The sequence below is a fragment of the Enterococcus sp. genome, from assembly GCF_032555305.1.
Classification (GTDB): Bacteria; Bacillota; Bacilli; order Lactobacillales; family Enterococcaceae; genus Enterococcus_A.
The window spans coordinates 56,367-80,776 of the sequence record NZ_JAWGOQ010000003.1 but is presented as its reverse complement, the minus strand read 5'-3'; the positions used below and the strand labels follow the sequence as shown (position 1 = coordinate 80,776).

The window sequence follows — 24,410 nt, the reverse complement described above, 5'->3', positions numbered from 1 at the left end:
GTCTGAATCTTTGAGATTTTAAAAAGCATTTTCTAAGCATTTATGCTAAACTATGCTATATCAGAACAATAAGGATGGTTTTATGCAAACGTACAGCAGAAAGAAGTGCCGCTTTCCTGCTTTCGATGATGAAGCGGGAGTGAAAATAATACAAACAAATCAACGCGTCCTGTTTGATGGACAAGATGATTTGATTACGAGCTATCGCCTTGAGGCTAAAGATATTTTTGAACGCCAATTGCCGAAAAACAAACGTACTAGACGTGTCAATCTAGATGATGAGCCACGTAGAGAATTAGATCATCATAGAGCCAATCTACCAATGTATCATGAACACAAGGAAGCAAAAAAAGTCAATCTATTTGAAGAAAAGAAGCCGAAGGAACCTGCAAAAACAACCTTTAATACACGTAGCTCAAGAAATGGGCGCAGTGCAACGCCTTTCGCTCCTAAATATGTTCCTTCTTCATTGATTCCTGATGAGCCAGTTGATGCTGTGTCACCAAGAGAATTGATGCAGCGTATGGAAAAGCCCCGGCAGTCCTACATTCTATTTGCTCCTGAGAACGAGGAGAAGCAGCCTGTGATCGAACGTAAGAATTCACGTCAGCGTTTAGATCGTTCACTGCGAGGAATTATGCAGGAGGACAATTCGCAGATTGAAAACAGCAAATATTTTCATGATTAAGACAGAAGATGCTCTAGGGCATTCTTCTGTTGTTTTTACGATGATTGGAGAGAGAAAACACAATGAATCCCTTTGAAGAAAAGATCCGTCAATTGCGAGCAGGAGAAATCGATCAGTTTGAAGTGTCTAGAGATGATTTCTTTCTATTCCGTGAGGCTTGGGTTAAACAAGAAGATAAGAAATTTTTCCGCGGTATAGCCGGTCTAAAGGGAAATGTTACCTATGTTTACGATACAACGATCGTATAAACTATTGACTTTTTCATGGTAACTCGGCTATTATGGAAAAGGATTCTGCGGCGGTGTTGGAATTGGCAGACAAGCATGACTAAGGATCATGTGGGAGCGATCCCGTGTGGGTTCAAGTCCCATTCGCCGCATCCGTAAAGAAGCAGCAAGCATTGAGAGATCAGTGTTTGCTGCTTTTTTGTTTTATCCAGAAATGAGTTTTCAAAATAAAAAAAGTATTCAAAATCGATTTCTTTCTTCTTCTAATCATTTGAATTCAATTCTTTTGCTTATTTCGAACACAGGAGTTGCTTGTCAATCGGTCATCAGATAGAATTGAACTAGTAAAATGTGAATACGCATATTTTGGAGGAATCGGTAATGGAAGCGATCGGTCAAGTCTTAAAAGAGTTCAGAAAAGAGCATGGTATGACGCAAAAAGATCTTTCTCAAGGGATCTGTTCCCAAAGTGTTCTAAGTCGGATCGAAAATAACGAAGAGATTCCCAATATTTTTGTGATTCAACAGCTGTGTCACCGATTAGGAATCACGATAGATCAGTTGATGCTCGATTTTTTGCCTGAGGAACTGTTCTTACGAAAATATTTTAATAAAATGTTTATGTATCTTCGCACTGGTAAATATTTAGAAATCCGTACAACCTTAGATTATTTAGATGAGCGGCAAATCACTCACCTAGACAAAGACCGACAACTAGCTTGTTTTTTCAAGGGCGTTTGCGCCTACTTTATTGATGAAAATCCTGAAGCAGCTTTGGAGCAAATTAGTCAGGGGCTTTCGATCTGTGTATCGAAGAAGTACGATGGCTACTTTGACAGCCGAATCTTGCTGTTAAATTTTGCGGGTAAAATGAATTCCGTCTTGGGAAAAGTTAACGAAGCTCATAGTTACTATAATCAAAGCTTTGAACTATTTAAAACAATGATGGCTGATTATTCAGAACGCAGCGAGATCAGCAACCTTTTTGTCAATTATGGCACTTTTTTAGTGAAGCAGGATCGCCTTGATTTAGCTGAGAAGGTTGTTAATATGGGATTGAAGTGGAACCGTGAGCAATGCAGCTATTACAAACTGAAGGAACTTTTGGAGTTGAAAATTTTGATGCTGGAAGCTAGGGACGAGCTTCATTCAGTGATCCATTATCGAAAAATGCTGCGCGCATTAGAAAAAATAAAAGATTTGTAAATGGTGTAGACCATTCTTGACTTATAACTGATTCAGGAGTAACTTTAAGGTACTAAGAAAAAAAGGGAGAGCTCACAATGAAAACATTTATTTATGCTGACAAATTCTTTTTAAACTCTGGTGTTAAAGGCGCAGGTTATTTAGATGTCACTGATGGCATTTTTGGCACATATACGAAGGAAAAACCTGAAGGAGCGGAGATCATTGACCAAAGCGGAAAATGGATTGCTCCTGGTTTAGTTGATACACATATCCATGGCTACAAAAATCATGATGTAATGGACAATGATGCAGAGGGAATCAAGATCATGTCAGAAGCCTTGCTATCGTGTGGTGTGACTAGCTTCTTACCAACGACCTTGACTTCATCAAAAGAACGCTTGAAGGATGTTGCTGAAACGATCGGAAAGGTCTATCAAGATGTTGATGGCGCAAAAATTCAAGGGATCTACTTTGAAGGCCCGTTCTTTACAGAAGAACATAAAGGCGCACAAAATCCTAGTTACTTTGGCGATCCAGATTTGGCTACGTTCCATGAATGGCAAGAAGCTTCAGGTGGTTTGATCAAAAAAATCGCTTTGGCACCTGAACGCAAGGGTGTAAAAGATTTTGTAAAAGCAGTGACAGATGAAGGTGTTGTTGTTTCATTAGGACATTCAGATGCAACAATTGAGGAAGCTCAAGTAGCAGTTGAAGCAGGAGCAAGCGTCTTCGTTCATGCTTATAACGGTATGCGCGGATTAAATCATCGCGAACCTGGGATGGTTGGAGCATTATTGACTTTACACAATGTTTTCTCTGAATTGATTTGTGATGGACACCATGTTCATCCGCAGGCTGCGGAAGTATTGATGGAAAAAGCCGGACATGATCATGTTGCATTGATTACAGACTGTATGATGGCTGGCGGCATGCCTGATGGCAACTACAATTTGGGTGAGTTCCCAGTAGTTGTTGCGGAAGGAACTGCCCGACTTGAATCTGGTAACTTGGCTGGAAGTATTTTGAAATTAAAAGAAGCAATCAAAAATGTTGTTGACTGGGGAATTGCTACTCCAGAACAAGCAGTGATGATGGCTTCATACGTACCAGCAGTCAGCTGTAAAATCGATGACAAATGCGGTATGATCGCAGAAGGTCGCGCAGCAGACTTTATCGTTTTAGAACCTAATATGGAATTGGCAGCCACCTACCTTGATGGTGTTGAACGTTACCACGCATAATTGAATCAAGCTTTTTTACTCGGTCATATTTTGATCGAGTTTTTTTGTATTTCGATCACTTTTTATGGTAAAATTTTTGGCACAAGTTTTATGAGCGACATATGAGTTCAAAATTGACGAAGTTTATCTAGAAGGAGAGAGCTATGAAACCATTAATTGGAGTCATGCCATTATATGACGAAGAACGTGAAAGTATTTGGATGTTGCCTGGCTATTTAAAGTTGATCGAAGAAAATGGCGGGGTTCCTTTGATTTTACCGCTGACGAATAATAAAAGCACATTATTCCCGTTTTTATCTATTTGTGATGGTTTTCTCTTTACAGGTGGACAGGATATCGCACCATCGATATACAATGAAGAAAAACTGGGAGCTTGTGGTCCACAAAGTCAGATTCGGGATGAGTTGGAATTTTTTTTCATGAAGGAAGTAATCGCTAGGGATAAACCATTACTAGCTATTTGCCGAGGCGTACAATTATTAAATGTTCTATACGGCGGGACACTTTATCAGGATTTGCCAAGTGAATTTGAAACAAGCATCAATCATCAAATGAAGCGGCCTTACGATCACGTTCAACATGAGGTGGAGTTAATCGATAATACCTTACTGCAGCAAATTCTGAAGCGAGATAAATTAGGAGTAAACAGCTATCATCATCAGGCAATTAAAGACTTAGGTACCGGAGTGGAAGCAACGGCTGTTTCGACAGATGGATTGGTAGAGGGGATCTTTGAGCCAAAGAAAAAATTTGTTTTAGGCGTTCAGTGGCACCCTGAATTCTTCAGCGCTTCTACTATAGAAAACCGCGCGTTAATGGACGCTTTCCTGGGTGCTTGCGAGTAATTATGAGGTAATCAGCTTAAAAAATAACTGGAGGAACACAGTATGAGATCAGAAGGTAACGAGACTGTCCTTGCCGATAAGAATAGTCTGCGTTTGATCATTGATTTACTAGACGAATTAAATATCCGCTATTGGGTTGAAGGCGGCTGGGGAATAGATATCCTAATTGGAAAACAGACGAGAGATCATCGAGATATTGATATCGATTTTGATGCTAATGCAGAATCTGAATTACTGGAAAAACTGGCGGAGCAAGGTTATAAAATCGTGATAGATGAACGACCAACGCGTGTGGAATTGTACCATCCCCAATACGGTTACCTTGATTTGCATCCCTTTGATCTCAGCGAACCAGGAATGATGAAGCAAGCGAATCCGGCAGGGGGCTGGTTCGAACTAAGCTCTGACTGGTTTACGGAAAGCAGCTTTGATGGACGAAGGATTCCGTGTGTCAGCGTGGAAGGCCAGCGTTTGTTTCATAGCGGATACGAACAGCGAGAAATCGACCAGATCGATTTAAAAAACTTGAATGAGGTCTATCCACAAGGGAAAGAACAAGAATAAATTCAGAATGGTGAATCAAGATTTCGCTTGATCAATTATTCAGATAAATATGCTTCAATTTCCTTTGGAGTAAGCATTCGAACTTCTGTTTTTGGAAATGCTTGATGCGCTGATCGACGATACAGGGCCTGCGGTTGATCGGCGTGCTTCTTCTTATTTTTTGTCAGATAGTCAGAAAAAGCTTTGTCATCAGCAAATATTTTATAGGATTTTCGTCCGGATTCGCTGATTATTTCATAAATACCGCAGGACGCTTCTTGAAGGTAGTCCGCGACTCGTAAATAAAGCTGGGCGATCTCGACACTTTTAAAGGGAAAGTCGATGCGCCGTAATTGACGCTTGTTATCTTTTTGACAACAGATGCATCTGCCGCAAGTCCCGCAGATATACTGTTCATGCGTCTCCAGACATTCTCTTTTACCAAGTAACGGGGTTGCGCGATTATTGATTGCGTAGCATTCGATACACTCTTTCATGATTGAAGCCTCCTTTTCTCTATTATGTAATCAAAAACTGCAGTTTTCAATTAGTTTCTAAAAAGGATTTTTTTCGCGGCGGCATCTGTCGTTGGCTTTTTTTTTTGCTATGGTAAACTAAAAAGAGAATAAAGCCATTTCATGGCGATTGTTGACAGAGGAGGATGACAATATGTCATATATTGATTTAATTGATGAAAGCAAACATTATAAGATGGGTGAAACCATCATTAAAGCAAATGAAAAAATAAATTTCTCGATCGAAAAAGGAGAGGTTGCGGTGATTCTTGGTCCCAGTGGTGCGGGGAAATCTACGGTACTAAACATTTTAGGCGGAATGGATAGTTGCGACGAAGGGAAAGTCGTTGTAGATGGGACCGATATCGCTACTTTCAGTGATAAAGAGTTAACAACCTATCGTCGTAACGATGTGGGATTTGTTTTCCAATTTTACAATCTGGTGCCTAACTTAACGGCAAAGGAAAATGTTGAGCTCGCGTCCCAAATTGTATCGGATGCGTTGGAGCCTGAAGCTGTTCTTCAGTCGGTTGGCTTGGGTGAGCGGATGGACAATTTCCCTGCACAATTATCAGGCGGAGAGCAGCAGCGGGTGACGATCGCGCGTGCGTTGGCAAAACGACCAAAACTCTTATTGTGTGATGAGCCTACAGGGGCATTGGATTTTGAAACAGGAAAGCAGATTCTAAAAATTTTACAGGACACTGCGCGGGAAAACGGAACAACAGTTGTGATTATCACCCATAATTCAGCGATCGCACCGATGGCTGATCGGGTCATTCGGATCAACGATGCTCGGGTTCGCAGCGAGGAATTAAATGATCACCCTCAATCAATTGAAGACATTCAATGGTAAGAGGTAAGTAAGATGAAAAAAGCGATGCGAAAGACCAATTGGCGTGAAATTCGACAATCAAAGACCCGCTTCTTTTCTATTTTAGGCATCATTTTCTTAGGTGTCGCTTTTTACGTTGGATTACTGGCGACTGGACCGGATATGTTGAAGACTGCCAGCAGCTATTATCAGAAACAGAACTTGGCCGATATCCGATTGGTCTCATCTCTAGGTGTTAACGATAATGAGATTGAAAGAATCGAAAAAACGGAAGGTGTGAAAGCAGAAGGTCGCTATTTTCAAGACATCAACTTGAGTAAAGAGGACCAGGTTTTCCGTATTTTCAGCTATGATTCCAAACAAACGTTGAATCGAGTCGTTGTTACAGAGGGACGACTGCCAAAAAAAGATAACGAAATTGTGATTGACGATTTTGGCAGAGAAAAGGGTTATAAGCTAAACCAAGTGTTTGATTTGTCTTCTGATGAGGGAAACCGAACGTTTAATAGAGAACGCTTTAAAATTGTAGGTTTTGTTAAAAGCCCAGAGTTTATCGAAAATATCTCACGGGGAAATACGACTGTAGGAAAGGGATCGATCGACTGTTTTGCCTTCGTATTGCCTGAAAACTTTAAACAGACCACTTACTCAGAGGCATTGATTCGTTTTAAGGATTTAATGAAAAGCGATGCCTATTCAGATCAATATGAGAAACGCTTGAAGCGAGATCAAAAGGATTTGAAAAACATCTTGAAGAAAATCGCGCCGACACGTTTAGCCGATATCAAAAAGGAGCAACAAGCCCTACTGGATCAGGAAAAGCAAAAATTCCAGCAACAAACTTCGTTGGATATTAATGATCTTTCTCCGGAGCAAGTAGCTAGCTTAACTGCATTAAATCCTGAGATTCCTAAACAAATAGCGATTTTTGACAAGCAACAGCAGCGGATCAATCAGTTGTCCGCCCCAGAATACCATCTATTTGCTCGTAATGAGAATCCTGGCTACAGTGAGTTTGAAGATAATGCGCAGCGAATTTCCTCACTTGCCTCGGTGTTTCCTTGGATATTTTTCTTGATTGCCGCTCTGGTTACATTGACAACGATGACTAGAATGGTAGAGGAGAAACGCAATGAATTAGGAACATTCAAAGCATTAGGATATCGAAATGGAGAAATTGCAGAGAAGTATCTACTTTACGCTACCTTGGCAGGTGGAATTGGGACACTAATAGGTCTCGCAGTAGGTTTTTATCTGTTGCCGGTAATTATTTTTAACGCCTATGGACAGCTATATAATTTGGAAAATGTCTTAACACCGTGGTATCTGTCTTACGCTTTGATCGCATTGGCGGTAGCTTTGACATGTTCTGTCGGTTCGGCTTGGCTGGTTTTACGCTATGACCTTAGAGCAACACCGGCAATTTTGATGCAACCAAAAGCCCCCAAAAGTGGGAAACGAATCTTTTTGGAGCGTGTAACAGTTATCTGGAAACGTCTATCTTTCAGTCAAAAGGTGACTTTGCGGAATTTATTTCGGTACAAACAACGGATGTTGATGACGGTTATCGGCATTGCTGGATGTATGTCCATGATTATTACTGGATTCGGTTTGCGGGATTCGATCGGTGACATCGTTACCCTGCAATTTGATAAACTGTGGCATTATCAAGGGACAACCGTTTTCACGGAACCGCCTTCTAGCGAGGAAGAGCAAAATTATGAAAAAGAGTTGGACACTTTATCAAACTTTCAAGACCATCTATTTGTTTCTATAGAAACTTACACAGCACAGACTGCCGAAGTTTCTAAACAGGAGATCAATCTCTCTGTCCCTAAACAGATTGAAAATCTGAGTGAATTTATATCATTTAGAAATAGAAAAACAGACAAGCATTACTCCTTGATTGATGAGGGAGTTATCATCAATGAAAAGCTCGCTAAACTTTTTGAGCTAAAAGAGGGAAGTTCATTGCGCATCAAATCAATCTCTGGCAAAAGCTATAAGGTAAAAGTTACTGGTGTCGCAGAGAATTATGTTGGTCACTTCATATACATGACTCCGAAGTATTACAAAAAAATCTTTCATGAGAAGCCGGCTTATAATACGGATCTTTTACTATTTAGCAAAGAGCCTAGTAAAAAGGCTGAAAATCAAATAGCTAGACAATTAATGAAGAAGGCTGAAATCGCCAATGTCAGTTTTATGACAAAATCACGTGATACCTTGAAGGATACAGTGAAAAGCCTAAATATCATAATGTGGGTGTTGATCGTTTCAGCAGGCCTCTTGGCTTTCATCGTATTGTATAACTTGACGAATATTAACATCTCGGAACGGATTAGAGAATTGTCTACCATTAAAGTTCTGGGCTTTTATGATGGCGAAGTCGTTCGTTATGTCTATCGAGAGAACATCCTGCTTACCTTGATGGGGATATTCTTAGGACTATTTCTCGGGAAGATTGAACATGGCTATATTTTGCAAACTGTTGAATTGGATATGACAATGTTTTCACCAGACATTCAACCACTCAGCTATTTTTATGCCAGTTTGATTACGCTATTTTTCACTCTGGTTGTCGGCGTGATTATGTACTTCCGACTGAAGAAGATTGATATGATCGAGGCTTTGAAAGCCAATGACTAGCAAACGAGAACTGTGAACAGTTGGACAGGCAAAAGGATCAGACCTATTTGTTATGGGTCTGATCCTTTATTTGTTTGCGTACATCATACAGCATTTTATTCAGATCGGCTTCCTTTTTACGAAGCACGACCAAATCTTCTTTGATTTGCTTTTCCTTCTCGTCTGTCTGAGGAGTGATCGCGCCATTCAATGAAATACCGATAATCGTTCCGATAAACGTATCCAGTACACGATTCAACGCATAGAGAAAGGATTCTCCTTGTGGAATACTTAAAGCAATCAACAGCATGGTGGCGATTGCTGAAATGATCCCAGAGTTATTATTGAGTCCATCAGAGAGCACAATGACTAAAACGACGAACAAGGGCAGGACAAACAACTCGATTAAAAAATCATTTTTAAAAAAGGATTGGATGTAATAGAAAATCAAGGCTAACAATCCGCCGAGGGAATTTCCCAACACTCGTGAGCGACCAAAGGAAATACTAGTCGTCAAATCTTGCCGCAGAGAAAAAACAGCAGCTAGTGCAGCGATCAAAGGAGAACCACGATCGGTTACATGGAATAAAAGGATGCACAGCATGACAGCTAATGCAGTTTTTATCGTTCGCATACCTAAACGAAAACGACCAATTTGCAATTTTTCCTCCCTCTTTCTTTTCTTTATACTTAATAGTTTAGCGGATGTTTGACAAAAAAACAAAAGGCATTGCTTAAACAATACCTTTTGTTAGTAGTTTTATTGAGTTCGCTGCCATTTTTGCTGCATTTGATCCAAAATATCGATCACATCTTTTGTGAAGAAGAGCGATTTATTTGGCAGTTCACCCTGGATCATTTTTACCATGTTCTCGATCTCGTAATTCATCGCGTTGCCGGAGAATCCAGATTCGATCAGTTCGGTGGTCCCATCGTTGAAAAAGAGTTCCGCCTTGTCAGCACGTGGATATTCATCGATCGTTAAGTAACCATTCTCAAAGGCGACAATGCCCTTTTTCGGCATCTTGGCTTGGAAGGTCAGGCTGACTGTCGCAAGTTCGTTCTTTTCATTTCGTAAGATTGTCACTGACTGTTCATCCACTCCAGTAGAAAATGGGATCATGGTAGAAGCAATTACCTCTGGCTGCTCGCTTAAAAACCAGCGAGCAAAGGAAACAGCATAGGTTCCGATATCGAGCAGGGCGCCGCCAGCCAGTTCGGGATTGAAGAAACGATTCGTTGGATCGGGATCTTTGTAGCTGCCAAAAGGCGCTTGGATCATTTTTAAATCACCTAAACGACCACTATCCATCAGTGCGTGGAGCTCATGATACAATGGCATGTTGAAGATCGTCATTGCTTCAGCTAAAATCAACTGTTTTTGTTCCGCCAACTCGATCGCTGATTGCAATTCGGCCAAAGTCATCGTAATCGCTTTTTCACATAAAACATGTTTACCTGCCTCTAGAGCCTGGATAATATGCTGATGGTGCTGGCGATTTGGGACAGCTATATATATAATAGAAATATCATCATCAGCCAGCAATTCATCGTAGCTGCCATAAGCTTTCGGCAAGTTGTATTGCCTAGCGAACTCTTCGGCTTTTTCTAACGTACGCGAGGCACAAGCGGTTAGTTTACTAGTTGTTTGATCAAAGTTTTCTGCAAAACTGTGGGCGATGCCGCCAAGTCCGACGATGCCCCATTGTAGTTCAATCATAGTGCTCCTCCTAGAATTAAAATTAAGTTTCTTTTTTGTTCAATGTTCAAAAAAAGAGAAAAAAACGGATGCTTTTTCCAAAGTATAGCAGTAAATATTAAAATATTTCAATCCATTTGCCAAAGAGGTGTATTTTTTCTAAAAATTCAGTAGAATAGGTAAGGAGGGATTTTTCGTGAATCAAATTTATTTAGATTTAGTAATCAGTGCAATTTTTGAACAATTTCATACCGAGCAAGACTTTTATGAGGATTATTTAGGCGTTAACGAAGTGCAATGGCAGCAATGGAAAGCAGGTCAAAACAATTTATCGCCGGAAGCAAATCAAAAAATCAAAAACCTGTTCAGTGATTACGAATGGATGTTGAGTCAAAAAGTCATTCGTCAAACATTTTTATTCCCTGAAAAACGACCAACGGCGGTGGCTGAATATCGTGAGATGAAGACGATTGTCGCACAAAAATGGATCGCCAGCGGTTTAGCCCAAGTGGAAATGATTCCATTTAAAAATAAAAATGAAGAAGAAAATACAGATTTTATCGACCTGCGGGTAACGATCGATTATGATAATTGGGGCTATAGTGATATACTTAGCTTTCGTTTACCGGCTCATATCCAAAATCAAATCGCCAGTGCACATAAAAAGACAGCATTGCTTGATTGGGTGAATGAGAACCTAACGGAAACATACACATCGCTTGACGATTAACGAGAGGATTTTTTAAATTGAAAAAAACAGTAGGACTGCTTTCAGTCATTATTATGTTTGGAATGACCGCCTATTCGCTTTTTTACAGCACTCCAGCAGAATCGGATGCGAAAAAAGAAACTGCTACGACTTATTCATTCGAAAAGAAGAAGACTACTAAGAAAAAGAATGCTGTTCAAAAAGCGTTGCCTGATTCTAAGGCTACCGATTGGAATCTAGTGCTGGTAGGACCGAAAAATAAGATTGAAAAAGAAGTTGCTGAAAGTCAGTTGACTACATTGTCAGATAACAGTCATCAGGTCGACAGTCGAATCGCTAAAGACTATGAAGCTTTTTCTGAAGCAGCCACAGAGGCAGGGTTTCCGCTTGTGGTGATCTCCGCTTTTCGTTCTGTAGAATCACAAGTAGAAGTCTTTAATACAAACGTCAATGGCTTAATGAGCAGCAATGGAATGACTGAAGAAGAAGCGACAGCGAAAACGAAAGAAACGATTACTGAGCCTGGCTATAGTGAACATCATACTGGTTTGGCGATCGATATCGTTGATCAGGATTGGTATAATTCCTATTCAGGACAAGTTTTAGACGCTTCATATGGCGATCAGCCAGGTGCCAAATGGATCGCTGAAAATGCACCAAAATACGGCTTTATCATCCGTTACCTAAAGGATCGTCAGGATATCACGGGCATTACTTATGAACCATGGCATATTCGATATGTCGGTAAGGAAAATGCTGAGTATATCGCAAAACATGATCTGACCTTAGAAGAATTTTTGAAAGATTTGTCAGCCAAGTAAGGAGGCACTATGCCTAAAAAGACCTATAAAAAACGGAAGTCCAACACTTCGATCCCGCTTATTTTTGCGGGAATCTTAGTAATTGGTTTGGCTTTCGTTTTTTCTTTACATACATTATCTGATTCCGGCGCTGAAAACCAACAGCAAGAAGAGACGGTTTCCCGCCAAGGATTCATCGATCAATTAGTTCCCCACGCAAAGCAACTACAGCAAGGATACGGCGTGCTGCCCAGCATTATATTGGGCCAAGCTATTTTAGAATCTAATTGGGGGCAGTCACAATTGGCCAGCCAATATAAAAATCTGTTCGGTATCAAAGCATCCGGTAATCAACCGAAAGTCAGCCTGGAAACGAAGGAATTTGTCAACGAGCAGTGGATTACCGTCCAGGGAGACTTTAAAGTCTATAACTCATGGGAAGAATCTTTGGATGACCACACGATGCTTTTTGTGAATGGAACGAACTGGGATCCGAAGCTTTATGAGGGAGTGCTGATTGCGACCGACTATAAACAAGCTGCCCAAGCTTTGCAAGCTGCCGGATATGCGACTGATCCTGATTATGCCAATAAAATCATCAGTGTGATTGAAACATATAACTTGGATCAGTACGATCATTCATAGTAAACTTGAGTTAGATAAATTCGTTAGGGAGATGGATGCTATGGCAGAAAACAATGTACCGGAAATTATGACTGAGTTGCGAAAAGATATCGTGCGAGTACCGAAAGTGATCGAGAAGGCTTCAGGGATTGTGATCTTTGGCAAAAAAATTCGTTCGATTATCTTTACTACTGATATCGCGATTATTCGAAATACAGATGCGGATGCAGTTATTGCTGTTTATCCGTTTACACCGCACCCTGCAATTACGAAAAGCATTATCGAGGCAGCGGACATTCCAGTTTTTTCTGGAGTAGCCGGAGGCTTAACTCATGGTGCTCGCTCAGCTTATATGGGTATGTTTGCAGAATCTCAAGGAAGTTTAGGCGTTGTCGTGAATGGCCCGACTCCGGTAGAAACGATCCAAGCAGTCTATGATGTCGTCGATGTCCCTGTGATAGCAACAGTCACATCGAAGTATTCGAAGATCGAAGAGAAGTTAGCTGCGGGTGTTGCCATTATTAATATTAGTGCGGGTAAAGATACAGTCGATGCAGTAAAGCATTTTCGAGAAACGTATCCAGATCTGCCTATCATTGCAACTGGCGGACCAGATGAAGAGACTATTGAAGCAACGATTGATGCTGGGGCGAATGCGATTACTTATACGCCACCATCAAATGGTGTTCTCTTCAGTAAGAAGATGGAAAAATATCGAAAAATGGAATACGATGATGATCATCAATAAAAGAGTATCGAAAACCAGTAATGGTTTTCGATACTCTTTTTTAGTTTCATTTAAGTTTTATTTGCAATACTTACCTTAAAGATAAGGAAGGTGGGGTGAGCAAAATCAAAAAAGTAATTAACTATTTAGCTATCCTTACACTTTTTCTTTGCGGTGGAATTATTATTCTAAGTAAAACAAATAGTTCACCGGCAAGCAGTCAAACAGTTTCCACTTCAAAAGCAAAAGTAGTCCTAGCGGAGGCCGAGCTGTCGACTAACAAATTAATTGATGTACCGCTGGAAAATCAAAACACTGGTGAGACGCCATTGGAAAATGGTTGTGAGATTACAGCACTATCTATGCTATTAAATTATTATGGATACGGAACGAATAAAAATGATCTGGCCGAAAGGCTGAATTATGTCCCCCTTTATGAAGATGAAGCCGCGGATATCCATGGGAATCCCCATGATGGTTTTGTCGGAAATATTTATGAAGGGTATGAGGCAATGGGTGTAGCTGTCGAACCAATCGCTGAAGTAGCTAACGACATCGTCCAAGATAATCAGACGGTCGTTGCAAGCAGTGATACCTCATTTGAGGAGTTAACAACTATTGTGCAAGCTGGATCACCTGTTTGGGTAGTGACTACCGTTGATTTTCAAATACCAACAGCTGATGACCTCCAGATTTGGCAAACCACTAGTGGCGAAGTAGAGATATCTCCATTATGCCATGCGGTAGTTATTACTGGTGTAGATGAAGAAAATGTGTATGTCAATGATCCATATGGATATAAAAATCGAATCGTCGATCGTAATGACTTTGAGGAGATTTATCAGTTAATGGGGAGCGAATCCCTTTATTTAATCTAAATAAAGAAGGCACGAAACTTTTCCGTGCCTTTTTCTTATGCAAAAATATGTTGGAAGGTTGGTAATAATTGATCGAAAGAGGTCAGTTCGATATCCTGAATCTGCGAAGTTCCTTTTGGCAATTGGCGATTACGATGGTTTAACCAAAGAGATTGCCAGCCTGCTCGTTTCGAACCGATCACATCATTGTTGAAATTGTCGCCGACATATAACGAGTTTTCAGGATTCAAAGAAAATTGTTTCTTGCCAAGATCAAAGATTTCAACATCAGGCTTTTCATAGCCTGTCGCTTGCGAGATGATGATATTGTCTTCATCGACCCAGTTCAACAATCCTAATTGTAAAATCTTTTTGTACTGATGATCTGTTGGTCCATTAGTGATAATGCTGACAGGCACTTTTTTTGCTTTTAAAAAGTCCAAGGTTTTTTCAACTTCTTGGTGCATCGTGATGGCATCAAGTTCGTCTTCATAAACCTCTTGGAAAGTCAATGCATCTTCATCTGTAATATGAGGATAGTCTAAATCCTTCAAAGACTGGCTGATGCGATGGGAACGCATGTACTCCAATGTCCATTCCTGTGTGATGACTTTGTTAAAGTTTGCATCACTGTGGACGCGAAAACGAGTATAAAGCGGAAGCATATCTTCCTCGCTTACTAAAGGAAATAATTTTTGGACAGCCTTGCGAAATGGTTCTTGTTGATCGTAGATAGTATCATCGATATCAAATACGACAGTTTCAATCAAAATCGACACGCCTTTCATTTTCAGCAAATTTTCAAATAATTACAGTAGCTATTTTAGTACAAAAAATCACACAAAAAAAGGGTAAAATCGTTGATTAGAAAAGGTTTTTACTACTAAAAAAGACAAACCGCAGTCTATCAATTTTCAGTTTTTTTAACTAAAAAAAGATTTCTTTTTGAATTCTAATCTATTATGATTAGAATAAAGAATCTGAGAGGCGGAGAAGAGCTATGCGCAGAAAAAAAAGACAAGTTACGGATTTAGAAACAATCAAAAATCTTGTGGAGAAATCACAGGTAGTCCGCATCGCACTAAACGGAGAAGATTACCCTTATGTAGTTCCAGTAAACTATGGGTATGAGTGGAAAGATGAACAGCTGAACTTATATGTACATGGCGCCAATGAAGGGAAAAAGGTGTCGATGATCAAAGATAATCCAAAAGTTGCGATTGAAATGGATGGAAATCACAAGTTGGTTGAAGGCAACAGGAATGCGGCAACCTATTCCTATGCGTACCAAAGCTTGATCGGTTTCGGCACGGCAGAGCTTTTAGAGGATCTGGAAGAGAGAAGAAAAGCTTTGATCCTCTTAATGGATCATGCCGCAAAAGGAGCCGATTATGATGAAATTCCTGAAGCTATGCTAAAGCGTACAGGGATCATCAAAATCACGTTAGATTCTTACACGATGAAGGAAAATGTTCATCCGGACGATAAATAAAAAGTTTCCCAGCCGCATGATTAAAACGGTTGGGAAACTTTTTATTTACTGATTTTTTTTAAACGATATTCTTCAAAATGAGCAGCGTTCCCACGGCTCTGAACTCTGGCGTAAATACCCATCAAGACCGCGCCGATAGTATTGGTTAGCAGATCGCCCATCGTATCCATCAGTGCTTCACGACCAACTAATAATTTACCAGCAGAAGTAGCATAACGTTGAAGATTCATATCAGCGACCGTGTCACAGAGAAACTCCCAGAACTCCCAAAAGACGCCACATACGCCAGCAAAGGCAAAGCCAAATAGCAGAAAGAGCCAAGGAGATGTTTTACTGATGTCGGCGTCCTTCATAAAGAAGCCAATCAATCCATAGCCCATTGCCGTCAAGACCATTGGACTAACAGTGTGCAGAATCTTATCCCAGAAGGAAACGATCGAGATCATATGCAGTGAAGTTCCTAAGAAGACCGAGATGACTAAGAAAAACCAATAGAAATAAACAATTTTATCAGGTAAAACAATCTTGAATAATTTTGTAATGATTTCAGGTAAGAAAATCAAGACCACACCGGCTAAACATTCAATCACAAAGATGACACCTTGTTTCGTAGAATATTTGCCGATCACAAATTCGTATATATTATAAATCAAACAAAGTGCAGCAAAGATCAAGAGACCTAAGCGATATTTTTTATAAGTCATGGAAATCACTACCTTCTATAAAAGATTTGATTTGTTCCAATAACGCTTCTTCCGTGCTGACGATCGTTCCATTCAGTTTGATCAGTCCGACTGTATAAAGGTTCAAGTAATGAAATTGATTTTCGGCTGGTGTTTGCAATGCTTCCAGCTTTTTGTGATTGTCAGCGCCTTGCTGGCGTGAATCTGTATATAAGGCGATGACAGGGATTCCTTTGGCGTAAGCCACACCGATTTCGGAAGCAACACCGGCATCAATTGTTAAGCCATCCAATAAAGCAACCATCAGATCACTTTTCAGCACTTCCTCGGTATCGGCGAGTGCAATCATTTTACTGTCAGCGTAAGCCGATTTATCATTAATGCCCTCATTTTCCTGCGGTAAGTAAATAGTCAGTTCTGGATCAAGTTCACGAATTTTTTCAACTAAGTATTTATTATAAAATAAGTCGCTTTGTGCAAATAACGGTGCGGCGAAGTAAATGTGTTTAGAAGTAGTCACTAAAATAAGCCTCCATATCTGGGATCGTTGTTTCTAATAATTCTATTGCCTTTTTGTCGGCTTCCAGCCGCTCAATTCGAGCGAGATAAGCTGCCCGCCGATAATTCATCAGCATACAGGTTAATGTCTGGATGTTCAAACCGATTCGTTTTCCCTTCGGTTGATCGGAAATACTCAATTCGCCAGCTTCATTCCAGCTAAGGGCGAAAATACCGTTGTTCCATTCGGCAACCGGGTCTTCCACGACAAAATAGAAAGGATCGACCGGTTTCTCAAATGGGTATCCCAATAAAAATTCCTTCACGTCGACGATTCGCGCCATAAAGAAGGGAGCGATCGTTTCGGTGATCTCGCTATCGTCCAGCAAGAAGGACAGTGGTTCATTTTTAAAAATATCACCTTTGACCCAATAAACCATCGAAAAATGAGCACTGATAAAGTTCCAAAGACCATTGCGAGCTTCTTGGTTTAGATAGAACATTTCTTTGATATGGAAGACCTCATCAGAAATCCAGTAAAAGAGTACCCCGGTTGGTTTCTTGTCTGCATCGTAATAAATCGCCGCGATACGTTCCTCTTCATTTTCGAAACGCCAATACTCTTCCCAGTTCAATTCTTTGCGGATCATTGCCCCATGATTGTTTAGGGCAAACTCATGATAGACCTGATAAACATCTGGATCATCGACCTCTCTGCGTTCAACAATGCCTGGCAAATCCACTTGCTTCGGTAATTGGGTATCTTTGATCTTGAAGCTGAGCTTATCAGACATGATCTCCCAGCCTTTGCGGCGATAGTAGGGGATATTGTAAGGATACAGGTACGAGATCCATTGCTGATCCTCGCGCATCTGGACTAATGCCTTTTTGATTAAATCCTTCATTAATCCGTGGTTGGCATATTCGGGATAAGTACCGACTCCGGTCACTCCGCCCATTTGACACAGCTTTCCGTGAATATTGACTTCGCAGGGGTAGATCGCGATCTGAGAAATCAGTTTGTCCTCATGGAACCAGCCAAAAACTTTCGATTGCTCCAAGACCGGTTTTTTCGCACGAACCATCTCCCGTTTATTTTCGTATCCGCTGTTTTCAATGTCACTTTCGGTTACTTGAAAAACATAACTCAACAACTCATCATATTGAGCCAAATGCTCTTCACCGACTGGCTTTAAGACTAGTTGTTTCCTAAAGTCATTATCCATTTTTTCATCTCCCATTATCATTAGGTGAGCCATTCTACTAAACTACTCAAAATAGCTAGTAGATTTGAGCCTCAAATTTATCCTATATTCTAAGTATAGCAAAACCAGAATGATATTTCTCTTACTGACTTTTAGAAATAGGGGAAAAGACTTTTTTTCTATTCCGATCGTTGGTATAATTGACAGTGCTGATTAAAAGAAATGAGGAACTTTGATGAATATAGAAGAAATGAAGAAACGCCAAGAGATGATTCGTAACTTTTCGATCATCGCGCATATTGATCACGGGAAGTCGACTCTGGCTGACCGGATCCTAGAACAAACCAACACCGTAAGTTCCCGAGAGATGCAAGAGCAATTGTTGGACTCAATGGATCTTGAACGTGAACGCGGAATCACGATTAAATTGAATGCGGTGGAATTGCATTATACTGCTAAAGATGGACAAACATATATCTTCCATTTGATCGACACACCAGGACACGTCGACTTCACCTATGAAGTTTCACGAAGCTTGGCAGCCTGTGAAGGGGCAGTCCTAGTTGTAGACGCGGCACAAGGAATCGAAGCGCAAACTTTAGCGAATGTTTATTTGGCGCTAGATAATGATTTGGAAATCTTGCCAGTCATCAATAAAATCGATTTGCCAGCCGCTGATCCAGAACGTGTTCGTAAGGAAATCGAAGACGTGATCGGGATTGACGCTGAGGACGCAGTTTTGGCGAGTGCCAAAACAGGTATCGGAATCGAAGAAATTTTAGAGCAAATCGTGACGAATGTTCCTGCTCCAAGCGGGGAATTGGACGCTCCTCTAAAAGCGTTGATCTTTGATTCGGTATATGATAGTTATCGTGGTGTTGTTTTAAATGTTCGTATTACAGATGGAATCGTTCGCCCCGGTGATAAAATTCAACTGATGAGTAACGGTAAAACCTTTGATGTGACAGAAGTCGGAGTATTCTCACCAAAAGCTGTTCAACGGGATTACTTGATGGTAGGTGACGTTGGTTATATCACTGCCAGCATCAAATCCGTTCAAGATACCCGTGTCGGTGATACTGTGACACTGGCTAATAATCCAGCTGAAGAGGCGTTAGATGGCTATCGCACGATGAATCCGATGGTGTTCTGTGGTCTGTATCCGATCGACACCTCTCGCTATAATGATTTGCGTGAAGCATTGGAAAAACTGCAATTGAACGATGCGGCCTTACAATTTGAACCAGAAACCTCTCAAGCTCTTGGCTTTGGTTTCCGCTGCGGCTTCTTAGGCTTGCTGCACATGGATGTCGTCCAAGAACGTTTGGAACGCGAGTTCAATCTTGAATTAATCACGACTGCACCATCCGTTATCTATCATGTAAACTTGACCGATGGCACACAGTTAGTGGTCGATAATCCAGCTGCTTTCCCCGATCCTTCGACTATTCAAAATGTTGAAGAACCATACGTGAAAGCAAATATCATGGTGCCGAACGAATACGTTGGTGCTGTCATGGAGCTTTCTCAACGGAAACGCGGCGAATTTATCACGATGGATTACTTAGATGATTATCGGGTAAATGTTGTTTACCATATTCCGTTATCAGAAATCGTCTTTGATTTCTTCGATAAATTGAAATCAAGCACAAAAGGTTATGCTTCACTAGATTATGAGTTGGCCGATTATCGTGAAAGCCGCCTAGTCAAAATGGACATTCTGTTGAATGCAGAAAAAGTCGATGCCTTGAGCTTCATCGTTCACCGTGAATTTGCACAAGAACGCGGGCGTGCCATCGTCGATAAATTAAGAACCTTGATTCCACGCCAACAATTCGAAGTTCCGATCCAAGCAACTATCGGCACGAAGATCGTTGCCCGTACCGATATCAAAGCTTTGCGTAAAAACGTATTGGCGAAATGTTACGGCGGGGACGTCTCTCGTAAACGTAAATTACTAGAGAAGCAAAAAGAAGGTAAGAAGCGGATGAAACAGATCGGTTCCGTTGAAGTACCGCAGGAGGCGTTCATGGCCGTTCTGAAAATGGATGAGGATGAACCTAAGAAGAAATAAGGGTTTGTTTGGAAACTTGATGCCAAATTAAAATACTTTTACTAAGTAGTGAATATATCTTATCTAGAATAAGTCAAGCTGTATCGTCTCAAATCGGCGATGCAGCTTTTTATTTTGTGATAATAAACTTAAAGTAACTTAAATTAAAAAACAACAATAATTTAATGTGGATTGATCAACTGGGGAATGCTACACTTAAAATTAACTAGGAATGAAAGTAGCTGATGGTTAATGGTACCAATTTACATCTGTGATGATATCAAAGAAACGCGTGACTACTTGGGTAAGCTGATTAGTAATCTGATCATGATTAATGATCTTGATATGGAGATTGTATTGGTGACAGGAGATCCAAACGAGCTCATCACTCATCGAGAAAGTCATACTAAACGGGCAATTTATTTTTTGGACGTTGATTTGAAGCATGAAAAGTATAACGGATTTACGCTAGCTAAAGAAATTCGCAACAGTGATACAAGGGGGTTCTTAATTTTCGTTACAACACACGAAGAGTTGATGGCGGATACCTTTAAGTATCGGTTGGAAGCGTTGAACTATCTTTATAAAGATGTACCGGATAAACTGAATCCGCAATTGAAGGAGTGTTTACTGGAAATTCAACATTTACTGTCACGAGAAACGCCTTCTTCACAAAGCTATTTCACCGTAAAGGTAGCTGACAGTGTTTATCAGATTCCGATGGAGGATTTGCTTTTTTTGGAAACGATCGGAGATCACCGAGTAATTTTGCATACTGAGACTCGTCAATTGGAGTTTCGCGGAGAGATGAAGAAGATTCAACAGGAGCTCTCAGAAGATTTTGTAAAAATTCATCGTTCTTATTTAGTGCAAAAGAGAAAAATCAGCCAGATCAATTACTCTGATAATACGGTGGTCATGAAAGGTGGTTCGGTCTGCTTGATGTCACGTGCCGGGAGGAAACTTTTGAAGAAGGATCAATTACCATAATGGATTTGAAGAGGAGGCGCTTATGCAGCAAGTTTTATTGGAATTAGCAATTATGGCGGTTAGTTTTATGACTATCAACATGGTTGAGTACCAACTAATAAGTTATGTTTCGGGAGAGAAAAGCAAACGCTCTTTTTTCATCCTCATGTATTTAGGTTTGTCTGCGCTGTATGGAGGTGTTTTCTACTTAACCTCCAACTGGCCGATTGTAATTATGATCCTATTTAACGCTGTTGTTAATACGGTGCCATCCTTATTACTCCATCGTTATATTTTTAAAACGATTGATATTCGGGTCATTTACTTTTTGGGGATGATGAGTTCAATGCTTTGTTTAGTGCTGACAAACTGGGTCTTAAAACTTGTAAATTTCATTGCTCCAGGGGTTGGGTGGAGCACAAGAAGTTTGTTAACCAACGGTATTTTATTTATAGTGATTTCACTGATTTATTACTTACTTTCAAAGACAAATGTCTATTTTATTTTAAGGAAAATTTTTGAGTATCCTCGAATGGCGTTGATCATCGCGCTGGTTATGACTTTCATGAACTGTTTTATTGAGGTTTTTGGTTACGGTTTTATTGGGGATGATTTTAGTGCAGTATACATAGGCTTTTATACACTTTACTACTGTCTTGTTTTCGCTGTATATTTGTTTTTATTTCGGGAGTTTATGCGGGAACAACGTTTGAAGGAGTCGGAGGCGTTGATTTTGCAGCAGCAATCCTATATGAATCGTTTGGAAGCAATTCAATTGGATCTGCGAAAGATTCATCATGATTATAAAAATGTGGCGACTGGATTGTATGCGCAAATCGAAAATGGTGATTTGGAAGCGGCACAGGAGTTCATTAGCAAGAAGATGTTGAAGATGGATCAGGAAATTCAAGTCAATGTTCAACAGATGAATCAGTTAATGAATATTGAAGTGATCGAGTTGAAAACGCTGATTATGGCGAAAATCATGCAAGCGGAGAAACTTGGGGTGCTGCTCACGGTAGAAGTGATGGTGCCTATCAAAACGATTCCGATGGAGATTTCTGATATGCTGAGATGCGGCGGCATATTGATGGATAATGCTATTGAGGCGGCTGCCAGAGAACAGCGCCCCCAAGTGTCAATCGTGTTGCTAAAAGAAAACAACCGATTGACCTTCATTGTAAAAAATCCCATCAGTCAAAAAGTCGATCTTCAGCGAATTTGGTCAGCCGATTACTCGACCAAAGGAGAAAAACGCGGTCTCGGACTCGTTAACCTGAAAGAGATCATTCGTCGCTATCCCGACATCTGGTTGGAAACTCGTGTGGAGAAAAAGGAATTTATCCAAATGATGAACTTCAAAATAAGCTAAAGGCAGGGAATCGTCAATAATGACGATTTTCTGCCTTTTTATGACAAGTATCCCAACAATTATCCTTTTCAATTTACAGTTAGTACTAGGGAGGGATAAGTAAATGAAAGAAGAAGTGTTAAAAATCCGTCATATCTCTAAGAATTATGCTCATAAGCAGGCGCTAAAAGATATCAGCATGACACTGCATGGTGGAGAAATTCTAGGTTTTTTAGGTCCTTCAGGTTCAGGGAAAACCACGACGATCAAAATTGTCACAGGGCAGCTGGAGCAAAGCTCGGGAGAAGCCGTGATATTAGGCAGAGATACGAGAAAGCTAGATGAGAAGATCTACGAAAATATCGGAATCGTGACAGATACGAGTGGATTATATGAAGAATTCAGTGTCTATGAAAACTTGCAGCTGTTCGCACAGCTATTAAATGTCGAGCCTAAAGAGATCGATCGTTTGTTAAAAAAAGTCGGGTTAATTGAACAGAAAAAGCAACCTGCGGCGAAGCTATCAAAGGGACAACAGCAGCGTTTGATTTTAGCACGAGCTATTTTACATCGACCAAAAGTGTTGTTTTTAGATGAACCGACATCAGGATTGGATCCGACAACAGCCTTAGAGATTCATCGCCTATTATTAGAATTGAAGGAAACAGGCATGGGCATCTTCCTAACAACGCACAATATGGATGAAGCAACGAAGCTTTGTGAACAGGTAGCTTTGTTAAATGATGGCAAAATTGTTGAGCTTGGTTCACCACAAGATATTTGTTTGCGGCATAATTCGGATAAACAATACCGAATCCTACTGAAAACAAAAGAAGAAATACTGTTACCACACAATCGAGAGAATAGTTTGAAACTATCGCAATGGATTACGGAGGATCAAATTGAAGCGATCCATTCCTGTGAACCAACCTTGGAGCATGTATTTCTATCAGTAACAGGGAGGGAGTTGAGCTAATGAGTTTATCCATGAAGAAAATAGCAGTATTGACGCGCTTCAAATTTAAGGAGCTGTTTCGCAACAAAACTTTTTTGATTACTGGCAGTATGGTCCCATTATTGACTCTGGTGATGCGCTTAGTTTATCAAAATCTTTTAGATGGCAAAGCGATGCCGCCGATGTTAATAGGGATGGTTTTAAATCTGGGACTATTAATGAACTTAACGAGTGTTTCAATGATGATGCCAGCAACGATGTTAGCGAAAGACAAGGAAAAAAATACCTTGCGAACGCTAATGACCTCTTCAGTGAACGGTTCGGAATATTTTATCAGTTCCGTTATTCCTTCCTTCACCGTCTCATTTTTCATCAACTTGATTGTTCTGTTTTTGAGTGGTATTGAGTTGCGAACAGTGAACTTGGGTCTTTATTTAGTGGTAACTGCCGTGGCTGGATTGACCAGTTGTGTGTTGGGAATGCTGATCGGCTTATTCGCAAAAAATCAAATGGCTGCTAGTAACAGCTGTACAGTTTTTATCTTGGTACTCATGATGATACCCGTATTCAGCAGTATCATGGAATCCTTAAGTAAATTTTCTAATTTAATGTATACAGGGATCGTCGGTAATCTAGTCAATGCGTTGGCTGAAGGCAGTAAACAATCGCTTAATATTCAAAGCTGGCTGGTGCTGATTGTAGAGCTGCTGTTGATTTCAATTTTGTTTATCTCGTGCTATAGAAAAAGTGGTTTTGAAAGAGAGTAAGTTCATTCAAATCCAGATGAAATAATATTAACTTCAAGCATAGACAGAATTTCTGTTTATGCTTTTTTGTATTTATTGTCAGTAGGAACTATCCAATGAGAGCTGCTAGTTCATAGGAAAATTATTACTGCACGAGTTGAAAGACTGTTATTGAAGAGATTTGTGATAAAAGAATCGTTGAAGATTCAATTTTGGAGCCTTGTGCTTATTATTTAGGTGAAAAAGATCGCGATTAACAAAAAAAAACTTGTTCTACAAGTAGTGCTATAGGGGCTTAAAAGGCTATAAAACAACGTTGTGAAAATTGATTA

General features: G+C 40.2%; 26 protein-coding genes and 1 tRNA gene. 20 read left to right on the top strand and 7 right to left on the bottom strand.

All coding sequences use genetic code 11. The annotated features are described in order from the left end of the window. Window positions 1–82 precede the first annotated feature (82 nt). From E6139_RS03385 to E6139_RS03355, 7 genes are all read left to right on the top strand, one after another. The gene (locus E6139_RS03385) at window positions 83–688 is read left to right on the top strand and encodes a hypothetical protein (RefSeq protein ID WP_316401650.1); all 606 of its coding nucleotides are present in this window, start codon (window positions 83–85) and stop codon (window positions 686–688) included. A 62-nt stretch (window positions 689–750) separates the two neighbouring features. Then, window positions 751–936, top strand: coding sequence for a hypothetical protein (locus tag E6139_RS03380; protein ID WP_316401649.1), 186 nt, complete (start codon window positions 751–753; stop codon window positions 934–936). A gap of 47 nt (window positions 937–983) precedes the next feature. Next, window positions 984–1,067: transfer RNA gene (locus E6139_RS03375), tRNA-Leu, on the top strand. Window positions 1,068–1,296: 229 nt separating this feature from the next. Beyond that, window positions 1,297–2,121, top strand: coding sequence for a helix-turn-helix transcriptional regulator (locus E6139_RS03370; protein WP_316401648.1), 825 nt, complete (start codon window positions 1,297–1,299; stop codon window positions 2,119–2,121). A gap of 77 nt (window positions 2,122–2,198) precedes the next feature. Then, window positions 2,199–3,344 carry an N-acetylglucosamine-6-phosphate deacetylase gene (gene nagA, locus E6139_RS03365; protein ID WP_316401647.1) on the top strand — a complete coding sequence of 382 codons (1,146 nt, stop codon included), beginning with the start codon at window positions 2,199–2,201 and terminating at the stop codon, window positions 3,342–3,344. 143 nt (window positions 3,345–3,487) lie between these two features. Then, window positions 3,488–4,189 (top strand): gamma-glutamyl-gamma-aminobutyrate hydrolase family protein, encoded by a 702-nt coding sequence (locus E6139_RS03360; protein WP_316401646.1) that lies wholly within the window; start codon window positions 3,488–3,490, stop codon window positions 4,187–4,189. A 42-nt stretch (window positions 4,190–4,231) separates the two neighbouring features. Next, window positions 4,232–4,753 carry a nucleotidyltransferase domain-containing protein gene (locus tag E6139_RS03355; RefSeq protein ID WP_316401645.1) on the top strand — a complete coding sequence of 174 codons (522 nt, stop codon included), beginning with the start codon at window positions 4,232–4,234 and terminating at the stop codon, window positions 4,751–4,753. 35 nt (window positions 4,754–4,788) lie between these two features. Here the strand turns inward: E6139_RS03355 and E6139_RS03350 are convergent, their stop codons facing one another. Beyond that, on the bottom strand, window positions 4,789–5,229 hold the full coding sequence (locus E6139_RS03350; RefSeq protein ID WP_316401644.1) for a hypothetical protein: 441 nt from the start codon (window positions 5,227–5,229) through the stop codon (window positions 4,789–4,791). Window positions 5,230–5,401: 172 nt separating this feature from the next. Here E6139_RS03350 and E6139_RS03345 point away from each other — a divergent pair, with 172 nt between their 5' ends. Next, window positions 5,402–6,103, top strand: coding sequence for an ABC transporter ATP-binding protein (locus E6139_RS03345; protein ID WP_316401643.1), 702 nt, complete (start codon window positions 5,402–5,404; stop codon window positions 6,101–6,103). 12 nt (window positions 6,104–6,115) lie between these two features. Then, a complete protein-coding gene (locus E6139_RS03340) occupies window positions 6,116–8,731 on the top strand; it encodes an ABC transporter permease (protein WP_316401642.1) in 2,616 nt (871 codons plus the stop codon). Window positions 8,732–8,774: 43 nt separating this feature from the next. On the opposite strand, the gene E6139_RS03335 is transcribed toward E6139_RS03340, so the two are convergent. After that, window positions 8,775–9,371 (bottom strand): FUSC family protein, encoded by a 597-nt coding sequence (locus E6139_RS03335; protein ID WP_316401641.1) that lies wholly within the window; start codon window positions 9,369–9,371, stop codon window positions 8,775–8,777. Between the two features lie 99 nt (window positions 9,372–9,470). Then, window positions 9,471–10,430, bottom strand: a complete 960-nt coding sequence (locus E6139_RS03330) for a Gfo/Idh/MocA family oxidoreductase (RefSeq protein WP_316401640.1) — start codon at window positions 10,428–10,430, stop codon at window positions 9,471–9,473. A 175-nt stretch (window positions 10,431–10,605) separates the two neighbouring features. On the opposite strand from E6139_RS03330, the gene E6139_RS03325 reads away from it, so the two are divergent. The 5 genes from E6139_RS03325 to E6139_RS03305 all read left to right on the top strand — a co-directional run bounded on the left by E6139_RS03325 (window position 10,606) and on the right by E6139_RS03305 (window position 14,147). Further along, entirely contained in the window at window positions 10,606–11,139 is a 534-nt protein-coding gene (locus tag E6139_RS03325; RefSeq protein WP_316401639.1) for a hypothetical protein, read from the top strand. A 17-nt stretch (window positions 11,140–11,156) separates the two neighbouring features. Next, window positions 11,157–11,939 (top strand): M15 family metallopeptidase, encoded by a 783-nt coding sequence (locus tag E6139_RS03320; RefSeq protein ID WP_316401638.1) that lies wholly within the window; start codon window positions 11,157–11,159, stop codon window positions 11,937–11,939. Window positions 11,940–11,948: 9 nt separating this feature from the next. Next, a complete protein-coding gene (locus E6139_RS03315; RefSeq protein ID WP_316401637.1) occupies window positions 11,949–12,563 on the top strand; it encodes a glycoside hydrolase family 73 protein in 615 nt (204 codons plus the stop codon). Between the two features lie 40 nt (window positions 12,564–12,603). Further along, a complete protein-coding gene (locus E6139_RS03310) occupies window positions 12,604–13,290 on the top strand; it encodes a hydrolase (RefSeq protein ID WP_316401636.1) in 687 nt (228 codons plus the stop codon). Between the two features lie 95 nt (window positions 13,291–13,385). Beyond that, on the top strand, window positions 13,386–14,147 hold the full coding sequence (locus E6139_RS03305) for a C39 family peptidase (RefSeq protein WP_316401635.1): 762 nt from the start codon (window positions 13,386–13,388) through the stop codon (window positions 14,145–14,147). Window positions 14,148–14,182: 35 nt separating this feature from the next. On the opposite strand, the gene E6139_RS03300 is transcribed toward E6139_RS03305, so the two are convergent. After that, on the bottom strand, window positions 14,183–14,914 hold the full coding sequence (locus tag E6139_RS03300; RefSeq protein WP_410470509.1) for an HAD family hydrolase: 732 nt from the start codon (window positions 14,912–14,914) through the stop codon (window positions 14,183–14,185). Between the two features lie 212 nt (window positions 14,915–15,126). Between E6139_RS03300 and E6139_RS03295 the strand changes: the two genes are divergently transcribed. Beyond that, window positions 15,127–15,618 carry a pyridoxamine 5'-phosphate oxidase family protein gene (locus tag E6139_RS03295; protein WP_316401633.1) on the top strand — a complete coding sequence of 164 codons (492 nt, stop codon included), beginning with the start codon at window positions 15,127–15,129 and terminating at the stop codon, window positions 15,616–15,618. 41 nt (window positions 15,619–15,659) lie between these two features. Here the strand turns inward: E6139_RS03295 and E6139_RS03290 are convergent, their stop codons facing one another. The 3 genes from E6139_RS03290 to eis are packed head-to-tail and all read right to left on the bottom strand — an operon-like array spanning window position 15,660 to window position 18,025. Further along, window positions 15,660–16,322: a hypothetical protein gene (locus E6139_RS03290; RefSeq protein WP_316401632.1), complete on the bottom strand. Its 663-nt coding sequence runs from the start codon at window positions 16,320–16,322 to the stop codon at window positions 15,660–15,662. Beyond that, window positions 16,312–16,821, bottom strand: a complete 510-nt coding sequence (locus E6139_RS03285) for a nucleoside 2-deoxyribosyltransferase (RefSeq protein ID WP_316401631.1) — start codon at window positions 16,819–16,821, stop codon at window positions 16,312–16,314. Before E6139_RS03285 ends, E6139_RS03290 begins: the two co-directional genes overlap by 11 nt. Continuing rightward, window positions 16,808–18,025: an enhanced intracellular survival protein Eis gene (eis, locus tag E6139_RS03280; protein ID WP_316401630.1), complete on the bottom strand. Its 1,218-nt coding sequence runs from the start codon at window positions 18,023–18,025 to the stop codon at window positions 16,808–16,810. The genes E6139_RS03285 and eis overlap by 14 nt, the downstream gene beginning before the upstream one ends. 214 nt (window positions 18,026–18,239) lie before the next feature. On the opposite strand from eis, the gene lepA reads away from it, so the two are divergent. The 5 genes from lepA (at window position 18,240) to E6139_RS03255 (ending at window position 24,099) form a co-directional block, all read left to right on the top strand. Then, complete coding sequence (gene lepA, locus E6139_RS03275; RefSeq protein ID WP_316401629.1) at window positions 18,240–20,078, top strand: translation elongation factor 4; 1,839 nt, start codon at window positions 18,240–18,242, stop codon at window positions 20,076–20,078. A gap of 231 nt (window positions 20,079–20,309) precedes the next feature. Further along, window positions 20,310–21,047 (top strand): DNA-binding response regulator, encoded by a 738-nt coding sequence (locus tag E6139_RS03270; RefSeq protein ID WP_316401628.1) that lies wholly within the window; start codon window positions 20,310–20,312, stop codon window positions 21,045–21,047. 22 nt (window positions 21,048–21,069) lie between these two features. Next, entirely contained in the window at window positions 21,070–22,398 is a 1,329-nt protein-coding gene (locus tag E6139_RS03265) for a sensor histidine kinase (protein WP_316401627.1), read from the top strand. A 103-nt stretch (window positions 22,399–22,501) separates the two neighbouring features. Beyond that, window positions 22,502–23,353: an ABC transporter ATP-binding protein gene (locus E6139_RS03260; protein ID WP_316401626.1), complete on the top strand. Its 852-nt coding sequence runs from the start codon at window positions 22,502–22,504 to the stop codon at window positions 23,351–23,353. Beyond that, window positions 23,353–24,099 carry an ABC transporter permease gene (locus E6139_RS03255; RefSeq protein ID WP_316401625.1) on the top strand — a complete coding sequence of 249 codons (747 nt, stop codon included), beginning with the start codon at window positions 23,353–23,355 and terminating at the stop codon, window positions 24,097–24,099. The genes E6139_RS03260 and E6139_RS03255 overlap by 1 nt, the downstream gene beginning before the upstream one ends. Window positions 24,100–24,410 lie beyond the last annotated feature (311 nt).